Raw genomic sequence first — 16,267 nt, forward strand, 5'->3', positions numbered from 1 at the left:
AGGGTTGTCATATATTTTTCTCCTCACTAAAAAGAAAATTATTTCACTTTACACAAATCCCGTTCATGATTAGTTTAACTAATGGTTTTTTAGTGTAAACTTGCGGTGCAATCAACTTTAGAGCAACATGAGCCGGAAATTCTACTACCTGAGCATCACCTACATCTTCCAAATCCTGTTAAGCATCACAAACGCCTATGCCTTCGAGGCGGACAAAGGTCATATAAAAGGCCTGGTGACTACCACAGATGGCAAACCAGCCGCCCATGTATCGGTGGATTTAGTGGGTACTTCAAAGAAAACAGTTACCTCCGCAGATGGCGCCTTTACGCTGCGGGATATTGCCGCCGGCAATTATGAAATACGTATATCGCTGGTAGGCTATCAGCGCCAAACGCAGCAGGTGACCGTAGTAGCGGGTAAAACCAGTAATATTGATATCCGCCTGAATATATCTGACCAGCAGCTACAGGAAGTGATTGTATCCTCTACCCGTAACAAGTTTAAAACCAGCAGTAGCAAGGATGTAGCCAAATTACCTTTGGCTAACCTCGAAAATCCGCAGGTATATACCACCATTAACAAAGAGTTACTGCAGGAACAAGGGGTATTTACCGCAGATGATGCGATCCGCAATGCACCGGGTATCACCAAGCTATGGGCCGCCAACGGACGCGCCGGTGATGGTGGTGCTACCTATACTATGAGAGGGTTTACCACCGCTGCCAGACTCAGGAATGGTATGGCTGGCCAGGTAACCAGCACGGTAGATGCTATTAACCTGGAAAAAATGGAAGTGATCAAAGGTCCTTCCGGCACCTTATACGGCAGCACGCTGGTATCTTATGGCGGATTGATTAATCGTGTTACCAAACAGCCATATGACCACTTTGGTGGTGAAATAAGCTATAGCGCAGGCAGCTATGGCTTAAGCCGGGTAACTGCAGATATCAATACGCCCCTCGATAAAGATCATAAAGCTTTATTGCGCATTAATACCGCTTATAACAGCATGGGATCTTTCCAGGATAATGGGTTCAGCAAAAATTTTGCATTTGATCCTTCGTTCTCCTATAAAGTAAACGACCGGTTAACGCTCTCCTTTGAAGCAGAAATTAATTACCGCAAGGCTACGATGCCGGCACAATACTTTTTTTATACTACCTATGCGCAACTGGGCGTAGACAGGGCTGATCAGCTGAATGTGGATTATAAAAAATCTTACCAGGCCGGCGACCTTGTTCAAACCAGCAACAATACCAACTTCTATGGTACGGCTATTTATAAGATGTCTGACCAATGGAAGTCGCAAACAACTTTCAGTACCACGCAAGGCAGTTCTGATGGCGCCAGTCCTTACTTTTTCCTGATGCCCGGCGACTCCACCATCAAACGGATGATATGGACATTGGATGGTAATACCAGTAATATACAGTTACAACAGAATTTCACTGGTGACTTCCACATAGGTAGTTTGCGTAACCGGATGGTCGTAGGACTGGATTACCTGAATCAGGTTTCCAATATCCGGTATATTAACCCCATGCCCGCGGGCGGTCCTGCTTTATTTGATACCATTCCTGCCAGGGGCAAAAATCCTGCTTACTATAATTTCAATAAAGACAATGTAAATAACCTGTATCAAACGCAGCCAAAGGCTTACACCTACAACTACACCCGCTATAATATCTATAGTGTGTATGTATCTGATGTGCTGAACCTCAGGCCCAACCTGATGGTAATGGCGAGTATCAGAATGGATCATTTCAACAGCCAGCCGGTAAATAATCCTTTGGATGACAAATCCACTCAAGGCTTTGATCAAACTACCTTTTCTCCCAAGCTGGGTATCGTGTACCAGGTAGTAAAAGATAAAGTGTCTTTATTTGGTAACTACATGAATGGATTTACGAATCCGGGATATAAAGCCGTTGCTAACGAAACAGGGGGGCTTACGAATAAACTGTTCAAATCGGAGCAGGCCAATCAGTGGGAAGCCGGCGTAAAACTGGACGTATGGGATGGCAGGTTAAGCAGTACCCTCAGCTATTACGATATAGAGGTGAGGAACAAAGCTATCCAGGGCAACATACCAGGTTCGTCTATTCAGGCTGGTACGCAGTGCAGCAAAGGGTTTGAGGCGGAAGTAAACGCCAATCCTTTTACCGGATTCAATATAGTGGCAGGCTACGCTTATAATGATAGCAAATGGAAGAATGCCGCTGCCTTATACGCAGGCAGAAGACCTACAAGTACAGGTCCGTTGAATGCTGCTAACCTGTGGCTCAGCTATACACTCAGCACCACTGCTGCGAAAGGGCTGGGTATTGGTTTTGGTGGCAACTATGCCGGTGATAATATGGTCATAAACAACACTATTAATGGCGTATTTACCTTACCTGCCTATACCGTGCTGAATGCAGCGGTTTATTACAATCAGTCGAAATACCGTATAGCCATCAACGTTAATAATCTGTCCAACCGGATGTACTGGACTGGCTTCACCACTGTGGATCCGCAGATGTTAAGACAGGTAACCGGCACGTTGGCTTACAAATTTTAACCCTGCTCAGGCGGGATATTGAACGGGTGCGGGGACGGAAGTTCCCGCACCCGGCGTTTATAACCGTTTGTCATTCAATGGCGCTGGGTCAGCTTCCCACTTTTACAGACCATATCCTGGTTAATTTTCTCTCAAAAATTTGGTAAAATGAAAAATACATCTACCTTTGTTGTATAAACAACAGTTGTAATTGTAATTATGAAACTGGAAGAAGAACTGAAGCAGACCAGGTTTAAGGACGAATACCAACGTGCCATGTTAAATATAATATTTACCGGTGGCTGGCTGGAAGTAGGTGCTTCTCATGTGTTGAAGCAATACGACTTATCGAGCCAGCAATTCAATGTATTACGGATACTTCGCGGAAGTGCTCCTAAACCATTAAACCTGCTTGACATACAGGAGCGGATGATGGATAGAATGAGTAATGCGACCAGGCTGGTGGAGAAGCTTCGTCAGAAAGGACTGCTTACCCGCAAACAATGCGATTCGAACCGCCGTAAGGTAGAAATTGAAATTACAGATAAAGGTCTGACTTTATTAAAAGAGCTGGATCCGATCATGGAAAAGAATCACAAGGAACTCACAAAGAAACTTACAAAAGAAGAAGCTGTTATTTTAAATGAATTGCTGGATAAACTCCGGGATTGATTTTTTTTGCCCTAACAGTTGTATATACAATAAAAGTACAAACACTAACAAACCTACATTATCATGTTTAAGAGATTACTTCAAACAGATGACAGCCTTACCGCCTTTATAGTGCGTATCACCTTAGCATTCGTGATGTTACCACACGGTGCACAAAAATTACTGGGCCTGTTTGGCGGCTACGGATTCAAAGCCACCATCAACTACTTCACTTCCCAGGGCACCCCGGCCATCCTGGCTTTCCTGGTGATACTTACAGAGAGCATTGGTGCGCTGTTGATTCTCTTCGGATTTACTACCCGGCTGTGGGCAACCATGCTGACCGTTATTATGCTGGTAGCGATTTCCATACATCAGGCTAACGGGTTCTTTATGAATTGGAGCGGAACGCAAGCTGGTGAAGGATTTGAATACCATTTACTGGTTATCGGTATCAACCTTGCATTGATCATCAAAGGCGCCGGACGCTGGTCCGTTGACCGTCAACTTTCTAAATAAATAATACTTAAATTCAATAAAAAAAATCATGAAAAAAGGTTTCTTTTTCACCACCCTCCTGGTATTAGCCAGCATCGTTAGTTTTGCACAGGTAAAATGGAATGCTGATCCTGCACACACCAGCATCATCTTCGGTGTAAAACACTTAGGTCTGAGCTATGTGCAAGGCCATTTCACCAAATTCAATGGTACCATTGAAACTGCCGACAGCACTAACTTCCAGAATGCTAAAATTGATTTCACGGTAGATGCTTCCAGCATTTCCACCGGGGTTGATCAACGTGATGGTCACCTGAAAACAGACGACTTTTTCAATGTAGCAGAATATCCTTCTATCACCCTGAAAAGTGTTTCCCTGAAGAAACTAGCAGGTGACAAATATGTATTGTTGGCAGATCTTACCATTCGCAACACTACAAAACGTGTAACCTTTGACGTTACCTACAATGGTGTCATCAAAGATCCATGGGGTTTAAGAAGAGCCGGATTTATTGCCAAAGCCACTATCAACCGTCTTGATTTTGGTGTAAAATATGCAGACAAATTACCTTCCGGTGTATATGCAGTAGCACCTACTGTTGATATCACCGTGAATCTGGAAGCAGTTAAGCAATAGTTTACAGATTATAATTAGTGTTTGAGTACGGTCCCGCGGTGTAAGCCGGGACCGTTTTTTGCTTACGAAATACCTCATAAAAAAATGGCCGTTCCATCCGGAACAGCCACGCTATAATTTTCGATACTTTTTATTTCTTCTTCGCTTTCTTTTTCACATTAGCCGCGGCTCTCTTCTTCACTTTTTTCTCTACTTCCGCCATTTCTTTGTTGTGCTCATCCAACAGCAGTTGCCAGTTATCATTAGGGATATCTTCGGAAAAGCTGATGGTTTCGCGGTAATCATCTTTGTTGATCTTCATTTCCGTGATAGGCTTACCGAGGAATTTCTGAATTTCATCCAGGATAGGTTTTTCTTCTGTGGCGCAGAAGGAAACTGCCTGCCCTTTCTGTACACCACGCCCAGTACGACCTACACGGTGTACGTAATTTTCCGGCACGTCTGGTAAATCGTAGTTTACCACGTAATCTACGTTTGGAATATCAATACCACGTGCGTTCACATCGGTGGTTACCAGTACTTTGACATCTCCTTTTTTGAATATATCCATCACTCCGAGGCGATCATCCTGTTCTTTACCTCCGTGCATGGTAAGCGATTTGATGCCAATACGTGCCATGGCCGCCATTACACGCTCTGCGCGTACTTTGGTACGTACAAATACCAGGATTTTGCTTTCCGGAAACTCCTTGATCAGTCTTTCCAGGAAAAAGCGTTTATCATCCATCTCCACATATGCTACGGCGTGGCTAACGTTCTTAGCGACCGGATCTTTGGGAGATATTTGTATGCGGATAGGATTATTTACGACGGAATACGCCAGGTCTTTAATGTCCTTGTTCAGGGTCGCTGAAAAGAACAGGGTCTGGTGTTCGCGGGGAATATGCTTGATAACATCGCGGATGTCGCGGATAAAGCCCAGGTCCAGCATGTGATCGGCCTCATCGAGTACGAGGGTTTTCACCTGGCTCAGGTCTATATGTCCCTGATTGATCTGGTCAAACATACGGCCGGGGGTGGCAATGAGCACATCCACGCCTTTTTCCAGCACTTTGATCTGGGGGCCCTGCTCTACGCCGCCTACCAGGGCGAGTATTGTCAATTCGGTGTATTGTGCAATCGCCTGAAATACTTCTGCTATCTGGATGGCCAGTTCACGGGTAGGCACCATTACCAGACATTTTACCTCGTATTTGGCCTTCCGGTATTTACGGTCCTGTTGTTGGAGACGGTGCAGGATAGGTATAGCAAAAGCAGCTGTTTTGCCGGTTCCTGTCTGTGCGATAGCCATTACATCATCTCCGTTCAGGATAGATGGTATTGCCTTAAATTGTATATCTGTAGGCTTTTTAAAGCCCATTTCTTCTAAACTGTCCTTTATTTCAGCCGAGATATTGTATTGTTCAAATTTCATGTGATGCCGTTAGAAGGCACAAAGATAGCATAAAGCGGAAAGCATAAAGCATAAAGCGCCTGACATGGAGATAAAAGCGGATATATCATATCACATAATATCCGCTTTTATCTCCATGTCAGGTGCTTTATGCTTTATGCCTTTAGCCTTCCCTTATTGTTTAATCAGTTGTATTTCCATATTCAACTTCACCTCATCACTGAGTACAATACCACCAGCTTCCGTGGTGGCATTCCAGCGCAGGCCATAGTCTGCGCGATGAAGACGCCCTTTAAGGGCAAAACCCGCCTTGGTTTGTCCATAAGGGTCTACTGTTACACCTGCATGCACTACATCCAGTTCTATAGGATGCGTTTCGCCCTTAATGGTAAGCTCTCCAAGTAATTTGTACTGCTCGTCATCAATCTTTTTTACTTTTTTGGAGACGAAGCTGATTTTAGGATGATTGGAGGAATCGAAAAAGTCGCCATTCTTCAGATGCTCGTCTCTTTGCCTGTTCTGCGTATCAATACTATCCGCCGCCGCTTCGAAGGTGATAGTTGCGTCATGAAAATCCTCGCTGTTCGTTTGAATACTTCCGGTAAAACGCGTAAAATATCCACTCACATTCGTAATCATGAGATGTTTAACTTTGAATCCGATTTCGCTGTGTGATTCATCAATTTTCCAATTTGTCATAGCACATTGTTTTTTATGTCTTCAAAGACCTAATAAAAATACGTGTTATCACATCATAAAACTTGGACATTTTGCTGGAAATGATGGACGATTCTAACATTAACATTTCTTTATAATAACCATATTATTTATTATAATTAAATTAAATTTATACCCAATTACCATTAGAAGATGCCATTTACGATATCACATGCAGCTATAGTTGTTCCCTTTTCCGACACTTCCCGCAAATACCTTTCTGCCACCGGTTTAATCATTGGCAGCATGGTACCGGATTTTTTATACTTTATTTTTCTTAACCCCTATTTCAACCTGGGGCACCTGTGGTGGGGTATTTTCGTATATGACATTCCGTTAGCACTACTACTGGCATACCTGTATCATGGCGTCGTAAAACCAGTATTGTTACCCTATCTTCCGGAATGGATGCGTGGCAGACTACAACTCTTCCGGCCTTTCAACTGGAACAACTATTTCAGGCAACATTACGTGGTGGTCCTTTCTTCCATCGTCATTGGAATATTGACCCATTTTTTTCTGGATGCATTTACACATGAAGATGGCTTTTTTGTTGCCTGCTCCTCTTTTCTGCAAAGGAATATCCAGGTAGGGAATCATCCTATGAAAATGTGGTACCTGATGCAATACCTCAGCTCTATAGCAGGGCTGTTGCTTCTGTTTTATTTCTTTCTGAAAATACCCTTTGTAAAAAACAGTCCAACGTTGAGCACCCCACGAAAAATAGGTTTCTGGATCATAACGGCGCTGCTGAGCGGCGGGGTACTCCTGGTAAATGAATACTTCCATCATATCGACTGTAAAGGCATGGACTACCTGGCCACCGCCCTGGGCGGAGTTTTCTACGGGTTAATTATCACGGTGCTGGTATTCAGACCTAATGCTTATTCATCACGGTCCGACCGGTAACACCATTCCATATTAAGGGTGTGGATTATTTCATTATAGCGTGCTTCGTTATTGGTACCTATGTAAACACCATTTACAGCGCCCTCCTGCTCCGTAGTGAGTACGAGAATGTCTTCGTAATCATTGGTGAAAAAACGCAGCAACTGGTTGGAAATACCTTTCTGTTCTTCCCATTTGCCCGTAATCGCAGTGATATGTTCCGGCGTCAGGTCTTCCTCCAGATCCGTGAAAGCGGTGTGGGTAAGTCCGCCCAGCGCACCATTCCACCATGCCATTGATAGCAGGAAATGTTCTGTGGTATCGGAGTCAGTAAACCATTCTTCCCGGGCGCTGTCATATGTACCATATACCGCAGGATTATCCTGTTGTAATTCAGCCTTTGCGATTCCCCATAATACTACGGCCTGGTTTTCTTCATAAAAAATCAGGTGTTCATCTTCCGAAAATCCTATTTCACCTAATGAGGTTAAGCGATTAAAGCTATCGTTTACCGCTTTATTATTACCCAATGAAAGATAATACTGCCGCAGGGATGCCGGGAGTTGAATCTGTAACCTGGCTTCCAGCGCAGCGATGACCGCCTCCGGATAACCATGATTGGCGTCTTCAGCTAAGTTGTATAATTTGTGTATGATTGCTAAGTAATGCATGATAAAACAAACTTACAAAGTAAACCTGAAAACCTTATGACCAAATACGTAGCTTTTCTCAGGGCAGTGAATGTGGGTAAGCGAACCGTTAAAATGGAAGACTTGCGGCAGCTGCTGGATACTGCCGGCTTTAAAAATGTAAAGACGTACATCCAGAGTGGCAATGTGATGTTTGAATCAGGGAGTGCTAACGCCGCCGTATTATCTGACAAAATAGAAAAGCTGCTACTGAAAAACTATGGTTTTGAAGTGCCTACCATCATCAGATCTGTTGCACAGCTGGAGGCAGTGGTTAAACATACTCCCTTCCCCGGTATTGTTCCGGATAAATCGCGGCAGATATATGTATCCTTTCTTTCCGGCCCTGTTGGTGCACATGCGGTCCAGGTAATTGCCTCACTGCAGTCGGCAGCAGAAACACTGCATATGACGGCGGGCGAAGTATACACCATGATAAAAAAAGACCTGGAAATCAAGCCGCTGGATGTGGTAGCCCAACTGGAAAAGAAGCTGGGTATCCCATGTACCACCCGCAACTGGGCCACTGTAAATAAAGTAATCTGGTAAATATTTTTGTGCCCTGTAAGTTTTTAGTCCTTTGATGCAACTAATCTCTTAAAGCAATATTCATGGATCAACCGGCATTTCTCGTTACCATACAGCAGCACCAGGGCATCTTACACAAGCTTTGCCGGCTGTACCGGGACAGCCCGGAAGACCGGGAAGACTTATTCCAGGAAATGATCTACCAGCTATGGAAATCGTTTCCTTCCTTTGAAGGGAACGCCAAAATCAGCACCTGGATATACCGGATTGCCCTGAACACCGCGCTGGCAGGCTTTCGTAAACGAAGCATCCCGGTTACTTACACAGATACGCTACCAGATGTGCCTATGGTGCCGGAAAACAATACCACGCTCCAACAGGATCAGCTTTTTGCTGCACTTAAACAGCTCTCTGATGCAGAGAAAGCTATTATCGCATTGTATCTTGATGATATGAGTTACCAGGAAATTGCGGGTATCATTGGCATAGAAGAGAATTATGTAGGTGTAAAACTTAACAGGATTAAAACCAAGCTCAAAAATATTTTAAACTTATAAACATGGATCCTTTAAAAGCAGCCTGGGATAATACGCCCACGCCATCCAGAAATACCGCAGAACTCGCGGTCATCGCCAACAGACAAGCCTCCCCTGTAATGAGAGGGATCAGGAAACAACTGATCATAGAACTGGTGGGGTATACCCTTTTCCTGGTGGCCTACTATGATTTTTTTGACGGAAATAAAAAGCCGTTTTATCTCAATGCCTTACTGGTAGTTTCCGTGTTGTTTTTGCTGGCACATAACGTGACCGGCTACACGCTGGCAAAAAACCCGGCTATTGGCAGTAGTTTACTGGAGAATATGCAGCAGCAGTTACAACAGCTGAAACGATATGCGCTGGTCTCCGTTTCTTCCAGGGGATTAGCTTTTGCTGGTATCTTTGCCTTCTTCCTGGCCAATATACACTGGGATAACAGTAAATATATGGCAGTAGCTGTCATTGTTATTATATTGCTACTACAACAATTTTTTCTCCGGAAAATATGGGCTGGCAGAATTAAACGACTCAGCAATACTATTGCCGCATTAAAGGCATAAATATTCGTCCGTTTATTTCCATTGTCTGTCATCTTTTTGGAAAGGTTGGTCCTAATGATTTATCTTGTTAAGGGCACTTGCGGAGATTTGATGTATGAAAACAAAAGCGACCACTTTAACAGCACCATTAGACGCACCTGCAGGCAGGTGGCTACTCACCGCCTTTACCACGGAGAAAAGATGGCCGCACATTCTTTTTCACCTGGCGGTGATGACAAGCGGCTTGCTGGCCATTTTTTTCTATACCGGCCACCTCAATGGGAAAGATACCACGTTCTGGATTTTGGTCCTCTATCAGTTCATCATGTGCGTGTATGCCGGCGGACGAATGTGTACCAAACACCTGCTTCGCGGACAACCACTGCTTTTCAGTATATCCTTTCTGCTTACCGTGATGATATTAGCGGCGACTTATGGCCTCACCCTTCATTATGCTTATGATATCACGTTTCATGAGTCCATCCTGTTAACGATCCTGGCGGTAACGCCTTTTCCTGTCATCGGTATGGGCTTGGGTATTAGCCTGAAGTTATTGCGCCACACTATCCGGCTTCAATTTACGCAGGCCACACAACGCAAGAGCGAATTAGACCTGCTGTTATCACAACTCAGTCCGCATTTTTTATTTAACACGCTCAATAATCTCTATGGCCTTTCCCTTACGCAGAGCCAGCGTATGCCGGAGCTGATCCTTAAATTATCAGACCTGTTGCGCTATTCGGTGTATGATGCCAAACAAACTTTTGTACCATTAAAGTCGGAGCTGGCCTATATTGACAACTACATAGAACTGGCGACCACCAGTATTGGCGACCGGCTGATATTAACTACGGACATAGCAACGGTGAATGATCCCGCTATCCGGATAGCGCCTATGTTGCTGATTGTATTTATTGAAAATGCCTTTAAACATTCGCAAAACTCAGCCGCAGCAAATATTTATATTAACATCCGTTTATCAATTTCCGGAGAACGTATACACTTTACAGTTAGCAACTCCTACGATGAAAAAGAATCAGACACCATCCGGGAAGAAGGCGGCGTAGGCATTGCCAATAGCATTAAACGATTGCAATTATTGTATGACAATACGTATGAATACCGACATGAAAAAAAGGACGGATTTTATACCGCTACCTTAACGCTTCAACTGAAATAGTGATCATGATTAATTGTCTTATTATCGATGATGCGCCAATTGCCCGGGAAATAGTGGCTGGCTATTGCAGCCACTTACCCTTTCTGCATATTGCAGGTTCCTGCGGCAATGCGCTGGAAGCCAAAACCATATTAGAAAACACCACGATAGATTTGCTCTTCCTGGACATTAATATGCCCGTATTAAATGGTATCAGTTTTCTAAAAACATTAAAACAAATACCCGCTGTTATTTTCACTACCGCTTATAGAGACTATGCTGCGGATGCTTTTGACCTGGCTGCCTGCGATTACCTGGTAAAACCATTTTCGCTGGAACGCTTCATCGTTGCCGTAGATAAGGCGAAAGAAAAAATTCAGCCGGCCACAGGCAGCGATCCTTATTTTTTTCTGAAAGCAGATGGTAAAATTTATAAGCTCCCGCATGAGGATATTTTGTTTGCAGAAGCGAAAGGCAATTATACTAAAGTGGTGTGCAATCAACAGGTAATTATTCCTAACCTCTCTTTTTCCGCGCTGGAGGCCTTATTACCGGCTACTACCTTCGTCAGAACGCATCGTTCGTTTCTTATCAACAAATCAAATATTACCCATATACAAGGTAATTGCATCTACATACAAAAGCACGAAATCCCGATCGGCAACAACTATAAAGAAGCACTGTTCAGACAATTGGGGTTGTAATTAATACGTTCCCAGTATTTGTTTGAGGTGATGTTCCATATGATGCAGATAATCTTCAATTAAAAACTGCAACGGCAATACAGTACCATCTCCGTACTTGCAACATCTGAGCAGGTCGTCTTCCGGGATTACGGTGATGATAGCCGCGAGATGACGGTTATATGTTTCCCACAACTGCAAAATGAGTTGACGATCCTGCTGCTGGTATTGCTGGGCACTGACCCAGGCATCACCATCGTATGCAATCGTTGGCACATTTTCTACCAGTCCTCTTACAAACCGTTGATGGTTGTTGGAAGCTGAATCAACCAGGTGGCCCAGGATTTCTTTCTTCGACCATTTACCCGGCGCCGGTTTATTAATAAAATCGGCATCCGCTATCTGCCGGATGCGATCAGGAATAATATTACACAGATTCGTTAATTGTTGCGCTACGTGCTGCACTGCCATGAAAATCTCTTTTCATCAAAATTAGATTTTTATAATCAAAAAATACCTCCCTTTTCAATAGCTTTATGAACAGTTAAAATGAGCCTATGCGCCACGTGAGGAAAATTTGCTTTGCTATAATGGGGATGGTGATCTTCACAAAAAATATATTTGCTATCGGCTATCCGATCAAATACCTGGGTATAGAAGACGGTCTGTCGAATAATGCAGTCACCAACGTATATCAGGACCACAAAGGCTTTATGTGGTTTGGTACCTATGATGGATTGAACCGGTATGATGGTTATAAATTTAAGATTTACCGCAATAAAATAGGAGACAGCACCTCTTTGCTAGACAATGTTGTTTACACCCTCGCAGATGACAGCCACCACCAGCTTTGGGTGGGCGGGCGCAGAGGGGTATGTGTTTTTAATCCTGTGAATGAACAATTCAGTCTGCCACGCTATCTGCCGGCCAACAGTAAAATAGCCCGGAAAGTGAATGGCAATACTCATATTATCAAATCTGATRATACCGGCATTTTATTAATAGGCACAGAAAAAGATGGGCTACTTTTATTCAACAACAGCACTGCCACTGGACGGCAAATTCCGTTAAACAACCACCACACAAACATTACAGACTATGAAGTAACCGCTATTGAATTTGCCGGAAAATCGGCCTGGGTATTTGTACAGAGTATTGGCTTGTGTAAATATGATATAGCGCGGCAGCAGTTAGATATTGTTTGCAGAGATATTACCCGCGGCAATTGCTTAACGGTGGATAAATCCGGTAACATATGCCTTGGGACTGACACTGGCGTTTTTCGTTATAATTCCGCGACTGGAAAATACGCCGGCAATGCACTCCCGGAAAACAGCAAAATAGTGAATCTGTATACCGACCGGGAAGGAACTATCTGGTGTGCCTCGGATGGTAACGGCATTTACCTGATGGCCGTTACCGATTCCGTAGCCACCCCATTTACCACTGCCGGTAGCAAGCAACAACTCAACAGCAATGCGGTATATTCTATTTATGAAGACCGGGAAGGCCGGAAATGGATCGGCACCTTGCGTGGAGGAATCAACATCGTAGCACCTAAGCGCAATCCGTTTGAATTAAATGTCCTGAACAAAAACCCGGATGCCCGGGCTATCGATAATTTTATTTTTTCCTTTTGTGAAGATGTGCATCATAATATCTGGATAGGTACTGATGGCGGTGGCCTGAAATACTGGAACCGCGAAAACAATACCTGGACATCTTATCAACATGACCTCTCCGGCAAATCCGGTATCAGCAGTAATTTTATTACAGCTATCATCGCCGACAGCCAGCATGACCTGTGGATGTCGACCTGGTTTGGGGGTATTAACCGATATTCCGTCGGCAGTGGTACTTTTCAACAATATGTTTGCTTTAATCCCTATACCCGTACAGCAGAAAACAATGTATGGATGGTGTACGAAGACCGGCAACAGGATATCTGGGCCAGCACCACCAACAATGGCACCCTGTATCGCCTGAACCGGCAACAGAACAGGTTTGATCTTTTTGACAGCAGCCTGGTAAACATGCAATGCCTCGCCGAAGATAAAGACGGCAATTTCTGGGGTGGCAATTACTCATCGCTCATCAAAATAGACAAAGCCCGTAAACAGCATCAACGATTTGATATAGGCTATACCGTAAGATCCATTTACCAGGATCAGCAGGGCACCTTCTGGGTAGGTACAGACGGAGGCGGTTTGTTACGCTTTGACCGTAAAACCGGTCAGTATAAGCGTTTCACCACTTCTGAAGGATTACCCAGCAATTCTATCCTGCGTATTTTAGAAGATAAAACCGGCAATCTCTGGCTCAGCACCTTCAACGGATTATCGCGGTTCGATCCTGCCAAAAACAGCTTCCGTAATTTCTCCGCCTCCGATGGCCTGCAAAGCAACCAGTTCAGCTTTAATGCAGCATTGAAATTAAGCTCAGGAGAATTCCTGTTTGGTGGCATCAAAGGGTTTAATATTTTTTACCCGGACAGCGTATACTCTCAAACTACCATTCCCCCGGTATTGCTAACGGCTATCAGAATCAACAATACCTCCATTACACAACAGGAAAAATATGTAACGGGGAGAAGTAAAGAAGAAGTACAGGAAATTACTGTTCCCTATGACAAAGCCACTATTGCCTTTGATTTTGTGGCACTAGAGTATACCTTACCAGATAAAATCAGTTATGCCTATCGCCTCCGGGGGTGGGATAACAGCTGGAACTATGTAGGACAAACGAGGACCGCCAATTATACCCACCTGCAGGAAGGCAGCTATGTGTTTGAAATAAAAGCCAGCAATGCAGACGGGCTATGGAGCAACGACATACATACTGTTACCCTCATCGTGCTGCCTCCCTGGTACAGAACCTGGTGGGCTTACCTGATCTATATCAGCAGCACCATTGCGGCCATTTACCTGTATACCCGGTACAAAGCCAGGGAAGAGCGATTGAAATATGAAATTAAACTGGCGCACCTGGAAAATGAAAAAGAGAAAGAGCTGAATGAAAAGAAACTGTCTTTCTTCACCAATATATCCCATGAATTCAGGACACCACTTACCCTGATCATCAATCCGCTGAAGGAACTGGTGCAAAATAAAGATAACCGGGACCTGAGCATCGTTTACCGCAATGCCAGACGCCTCCTTAGCCTGGTAGATCAGCTCCTGCTATTCCGCAAAGCGGACCGGGATGGTGACCAGCTGAAAATTTCAAAGCTGGATATTGTCAACCTCTGTCAGGAAGTATATCTCTGTTTTTCTCAGCAGGCTAAAATTAAAAACATTGACTACCAGTTTCTAAGTCCACAACCTGCCATTGAAATATATGGTGATAACGAGAAACTGGAGATTGCCATATTTAACCTGCTCTCCAATGCCTTTAAATTCACACCGGATAACGGCAGTATTATTTTTGAAATAGGCAGCACGGCCAACACCGTCACTATTACCATAAAAGATAGTGGCTGTGGTATTGAAGGTAGTGTAGGCAACCGGATATTTGAGAAGTTCCAACGGGCGCAGGATCACAAAGAGTCCTTACAAACCGGTTTTGGCATTGGGCTATACCTGGTAAAACATTTCATTGAAGGGCATCATGGCACCATCAGCTACCAGAGCAAAGTAAACGAAGGCACTGCTTTTCTCATTTCCCTGAAAAAGGGAAGCGACCACTTTGCTGGCACTCCCTTACAGGAAAACACCAGTTACAAATCGGCATTCCTGGAGGAGCTGACTGCGGTAAACACCCTGCCCAAACCAGAAATCCCGGTAGATACCAAAGAAATAGAAGGAAGCAGCACTACAATTACGGAGAAAAAATCTATCCTCCTGATCGATGATCATGATGAGATCCGGCAATACCTGCAGCAACTGTTCAAGGACCAGTTCATTGTATATGAGGCGGATAACGGCACCAGTGGCTTTGCTGCCGTGCAGCAATATATGCCCGACCTCGTCATCAGCGACATACAGATGCAGGGGATGGACGGCGTAGAGCTATGCGCCAAAATCAAACAAACGGCCACCTTAAGTCATATCCCGGTGATTTTACTTACCGGCTCCTCCGCCTCCGACACCCGGATCAAAGGACTGGAAGGTGGGGCAGATGATTATATCACCAAACCATTTGAAAAAGACTTTCTCATGGCCAAAGTGCATAACATCATTAAAAACAGGAACCTGCTGCAACAGTACTTTTTTGACCGCATCACCCTCAAAAACAGTAATATCAAGGTCCCGGCCGAATACCAGGACTTCCTGAAAAGATGTATTGAAATTATTGAAGACAACCTGGAAAATGAAGAGTTCTCTATTAAGAAGTTCACACTCGAAATAGGCATGAGCCATTCCAGTCTTTATAAAAAAGTAAAATCTATTTCCGGCCAAACGATCAATTCCTTTATCCGTTCCATCCGTCTCCGCAAAGCGGCCGTTTTGCTACTTAAGGAAAACTATACCATTACCCAGGCAGCCATGCAGGTGGGGATCGGAGATGTTAAATATTTCCGGGAACAGTTTGTGAAACTGTTTGGAATGAACCCTTCTGACTACGTAAAAAAGTACAAGCATTCTTTCAACCGGGACTTTAATGTCACGGAAAGCTGAGGGGTGAGATAAGTGCTGCCAACTGCCGGCATTTCCAGCATTTCCGCCATGGTATTCACTCCAGGTATACATGGCTGCCCAATTACCCCCTGTTATAATTTACGATTTTACCCCCCTTTTTAAATGATTTACCCCCTCTATGATTGTGGAGGGGGATAGTACATTGCGGATATCATAAGGCTGGGTAT

General features: G+C 44.1%; 15 protein-coding genes. 11 read left to right on the forward strand and 4 right to left on the reverse strand.

Going from position 1 to position 16,267, the window contains the following annotated elements:
- Window positions 1-127: 127 nt before the first annotated feature.
- From AC1DCV_RS10890 to AC1DCV_RS10905, 4 genes are all read left to right on the forward strand, one after another.
- Entirely contained in the window at window positions 128-2,563 is a 2,436-nt protein-coding gene (locus AC1DCV_RS10890) for a TonB-dependent receptor domain-containing protein (RefSeq protein ID WP_477023206.1), read from the forward strand.
- A 198-nt stretch (window positions 2,564-2,761) separates the two neighbouring features.
- The gene (locus AC1DCV_RS10895) at window positions 2,762-3,214 is read left to right on the forward strand and encodes a MarR family winged helix-turn-helix transcriptional regulator (RefSeq protein ID WP_441573399.1); all 453 of its coding nucleotides are present in this window, start codon (window positions 2,762-2,764) and stop codon (window positions 3,212-3,214) included.
- A 63-nt stretch (window positions 3,215-3,277) separates the two neighbouring features.
- Entirely contained in the window at window positions 3,278-3,712 is a 435-nt protein-coding gene (locus tag AC1DCV_RS10900) for a DoxX family protein (protein WP_477023207.1), read from the forward strand.
- A 28-nt stretch (window positions 3,713-3,740) separates the two neighbouring features.
- Window positions 3,741-4,328 (forward strand): YceI family protein, encoded by a 588-nt coding sequence (locus AC1DCV_RS10905; protein ID WP_477023208.1) that lies wholly within the window; start codon window positions 3,741-3,743, stop codon window positions 4,326-4,328.
- 130 nt (window positions 4,329-4,458) lie between these two features.
- Here the strand turns inward: AC1DCV_RS10905 and AC1DCV_RS10910 are convergent, their stop codons facing one another.
- Window positions 4,459-5,742 (reverse strand): DEAD/DEAH box helicase, encoded by a 1,284-nt coding sequence (locus AC1DCV_RS10910; RefSeq protein ID WP_477023209.1) that lies wholly within the window; start codon window positions 5,740-5,742, stop codon window positions 4,459-4,461.
- 153 nt (window positions 5,743-5,895) lie between these two features.
- A complete protein-coding gene (locus AC1DCV_RS10915) occupies window positions 5,896-6,420 on the reverse strand; it encodes a YceI family protein (RefSeq protein WP_441573395.1) in 525 nt (174 codons plus the stop codon).
- Window positions 6,421-6,591: 171 nt separating this feature from the next.
- Between AC1DCV_RS10915 and AC1DCV_RS10920 the strand changes: the two genes are divergently transcribed.
- Entirely contained in the window at window positions 6,592-7,347 is a 756-nt protein-coding gene (locus tag AC1DCV_RS10920) for a DUF4184 family protein (protein ID WP_477023210.1), read from the forward strand.
- Here AC1DCV_RS10920 and AC1DCV_RS10925 read toward each other — a convergent pair.
- On the reverse strand, window positions 7,323-7,997 hold the full coding sequence (locus tag AC1DCV_RS10925) for an SMI1/KNR4 family protein (RefSeq protein WP_477023211.1): 675 nt from the start codon (window positions 7,995-7,997) through the stop codon (window positions 7,323-7,325). The genes AC1DCV_RS10920 and AC1DCV_RS10925 overlap by 25 nt on opposite strands.
- A 36-nt stretch (window positions 7,998-8,033) precedes the next feature.
- On the opposite strand from AC1DCV_RS10925, the gene AC1DCV_RS10930 reads away from it, so the two are divergent.
- The 5 genes from AC1DCV_RS10930 to AC1DCV_RS10950 all read left to right on the forward strand — a co-directional run bounded on the left by AC1DCV_RS10930 (window position 8,034) and on the right by AC1DCV_RS10950 (window position 11,484).
- Entirely contained in the window at window positions 8,034-8,564 is a 531-nt protein-coding gene (locus AC1DCV_RS10930) for a DUF1697 domain-containing protein (protein WP_477023212.1), read from the forward strand.
- A gap of 62 nt (window positions 8,565-8,626) precedes the next feature.
- Window positions 8,627-9,100: an RNA polymerase sigma factor gene (locus AC1DCV_RS10935; protein ID WP_477023213.1), complete on the forward strand. Its 474-nt coding sequence runs from the start codon at window positions 8,627-8,629 to the stop codon at window positions 9,098-9,100.
- A 2-nt stretch (window positions 9,101-9,102) separates the two neighbouring features.
- Window positions 9,103-9,642 (forward strand): hypothetical protein, encoded by a 540-nt coding sequence (locus AC1DCV_RS10940; protein ID WP_477023214.1) that lies wholly within the window; start codon window positions 9,103-9,105, stop codon window positions 9,640-9,642.
- A gap of 94 nt (window positions 9,643-9,736) precedes the next feature.
- Window positions 9,737-10,801 carry a sensor histidine kinase gene (locus tag AC1DCV_RS10945; RefSeq protein WP_477023215.1) on the forward strand — a complete coding sequence of 355 codons (1,065 nt, stop codon included), beginning with the start codon at window positions 9,737-9,739 and terminating at the stop codon, window positions 10,799-10,801.
- Between the two features lie 5 nt (window positions 10,802-10,806).
- Window positions 10,807-11,484: a LytR/AlgR family response regulator transcription factor gene (locus AC1DCV_RS10950; protein WP_477023216.1), complete on the forward strand. Its 678-nt coding sequence runs from the start codon at window positions 10,807-10,809 to the stop codon at window positions 11,482-11,484.
- Here AC1DCV_RS10950 and AC1DCV_RS10955 read toward each other — a convergent pair whose 3' ends face one another.
- Complete coding sequence (locus AC1DCV_RS10955) at window positions 11,485-11,934, reverse strand: DinB family protein (protein ID WP_477023217.1); 450 nt, start codon at window positions 11,932-11,934, stop codon at window positions 11,485-11,487. It lies immediately after the preceding gene.
- 86 nt (window positions 11,935-12,020) lie between these two features.
- Between AC1DCV_RS10955 and AC1DCV_RS10960 the strand changes: the two genes are divergently transcribed.
- Complete coding sequence (locus tag AC1DCV_RS10960; RefSeq protein ID WP_477023218.1) at window positions 12,021-16,079, forward strand: hybrid sensor histidine kinase/response regulator; 4,059 nt, start codon at window positions 12,021-12,023, stop codon at window positions 16,077-16,079.
- Window positions 16,080-16,267: the final 188 nt, after the last annotated feature.

This window comes from Chitinophaga sp. 10T418 (genome assembly GCF_056394125.1).

Bases quoted from the DNA above. Each gene is read 5' to 3' on its own strand.
- AC1DCV_RS10915 (WP_441573395.1), bottom strand. From the start codon at position 6,420: ATGACAAATTGGAAAATTGATGAATCACACAGCGAAATCGGATTCAAA.
- AC1DCV_RS10930 (WP_477023212.1), top strand. From the start codon at position 8,034: ATGACCAAATACGTAGCTTTTCTCAGGGCAGTGAATGTGGGTAAGCGA.
- AC1DCV_RS10910 (WP_477023209.1), bottom strand. From the start codon at position 5,742: ATGAAATTTGAACAATACAATATCTCGGCTGAAATAAAGGACAGTTTA.
- AC1DCV_RS10920 (WP_477023210.1), top strand. From the start codon at position 6,592: ATGCCATTTACGATATCACATGCAGCTATAGTTGTTCCCTTTTCCGAC.
- AC1DCV_RS10925 (WP_477023211.1), bottom strand. From the start codon at position 7,997: ATGCATTACTTAGCAATCATACACAAATTATACAACTTAGCTGAAGAC.
- AC1DCV_RS10895 (WP_441573399.1), top strand. From the start codon at position 2,762: ATGAAACTGGAAGAAGAACTGAAGCAGACCAGGTTTAAGGACGAATAC.
- AC1DCV_RS10955 (WP_477023217.1), bottom strand. From the start codon at position 11,934: ATGGCAGTGCAGCACGTAGCGCAACAATTAACGAATCTGTGTAATATT.
- AC1DCV_RS10905 (WP_477023208.1), top strand. From the start codon at position 3,741: ATGAAAAAAGGTTTCTTTTTCACCACCCTCCTGGTATTAGCCAGCATC.
- AC1DCV_RS10900 (WP_477023207.1), top strand. From the start codon at position 3,278: ATGTTTAAGAGATTACTTCAAACAGATGACAGCCTTACCGCCTTTATA.
- AC1DCV_RS10935 (WP_477023213.1), top strand. From the start codon at position 8,627: ATGGATCAACCGGCATTTCTCGTTACCATACAGCAGCACCAGGGCATC.
- AC1DCV_RS10940 (WP_477023214.1), top strand. From the start codon at position 9,103: ATGGATCCTTTAAAAGCAGCCTGGGATAATACGCCCACGCCATCCAGA.
- AC1DCV_RS10950 (WP_477023216.1), top strand. From the start codon at position 10,807: ATGATTAATTGTCTTATTATCGATGATGCGCCAATTGCCCGGGAAATA.
- AC1DCV_RS10890 (WP_477023206.1), top strand. From the start codon at position 128: ATGAGCCGGAAATTCTACTACCTGAGCATCACCTACATCTTCCAAATC.
- AC1DCV_RS10945 (WP_477023215.1), top strand. From the start codon at position 9,737: ATGAAAACAAAAGCGACCACTTTAACAGCACCATTAGACGCACCTGCA.